Genomic DNA, 987 nt, shown 5'->3' on the forward strand with positions numbered 1-987 from the left:
CTGATCTTCATGACCAGCAATGTCGGGGCGCAGCAGGCGCAGCGCTACCGTGAGCGCTTCGGTCGTGGCTGGCGGCGCTGGCTGGGCCTGGCACCGAAGGGGGAGGCGGCGCTGCTGGAGCAGGTGCTGCACGAGCGTTTCGAGCCGGAATGGCTCAACCGTATCGACCGCATCCTGGTATTCGAGCGGGTCGACGAGCGCTGGCTGGACGCCTTGCTGGAGATCGAACTGGACAAGCTGGACCAGCGCCTTGCGCGCCAGGGCCGTTCGCTGCATCTGGAACCGAGCGCCCGCGCCTGGTTGTGCCGTGAGCACGATGTACGTTTCGGCGCCCGCGCCCTGGCGCGTCGAATACGTACCGAGCTGGAGCCGGCGATTGCCGAGTGCCTGCTGGCAGAACCGAGCACGACGCGATTGCTCTGTACCTGCAACCTCGATCGCTTGCAGGTAACGCCACACTCCTGGTAGGAGCCCGCTTGCGGGCGATGCGCTTTCGTCGCCATGATCGCCGGCAAGCCGGCTCCTACAGGAGAGGCACTACAGCCAGATCGCATCCCAGTGGGGATAGTCACCGACACGTTTCACCAGACCGGCGCGTAGCGGGTTGGCAACGATGTAGCGTGCCGTAGCGGTCAGGTCTTCTTCCAGGCGCAGGGCGTGGTCGTGAAAGCCCTTCTGCCAGATACGGCCGCTGGTTTCACGCGCCTTGTTGATGGCAATGGCGCTACGGGACTTGAGCTGCAGTACCAGCTTGGCCAGTGATGTCTCCTGCAACTGGACGAGCCAGTGCAGGTGGTCGGGCATGACGACCCAGGCGAGTGACTGGACGAGTTGCCGCTCATGCAGGCGGCGCATCTCTGCAATCAGCAGCCTGGCCAGCTGCCAGTCCTGAAAGATGGGATGTCGCTCATGGGTGACCGTGGTCAGCAGGTAGGCGCGGCCGGGGTCCGAGACGCGTCCATGGCGCAGGGCATGGCCACGGTGGTT

The 987-nt window shown here is 64.9% G+C and carries 1 protein-coding gene and 1 pseudogene; one reads left to right on the forward strand and one right to left on the reverse strand.

The features are described from left to right. Positions 1–468 (forward strand): annotated as a pseudogene (locus tag J0A65_RS24105) (hypothetical protein); the annotation flags it as partial. A gap of 69 nt (positions 469–537) precedes the next feature. Here J0A65_RS24105 and J0A65_RS24110 read toward each other — a convergent pair. Beyond that, positions 538–987: REP-associated tyrosine transposase (locus J0A65_RS24110; protein ID WP_232850129.1), on the reverse strand; the 450-nt coding region annotated here is incomplete at its 5' end.

The organism is Bowmanella yangjiangensis (genome assembly GCF_017255015.1).
Lineage (GTDB): Bacteria > Pseudomonadota > Gammaproteobacteria > Enterobacterales > Alteromonadaceae > Bowmanella > Bowmanella yangjiangensis.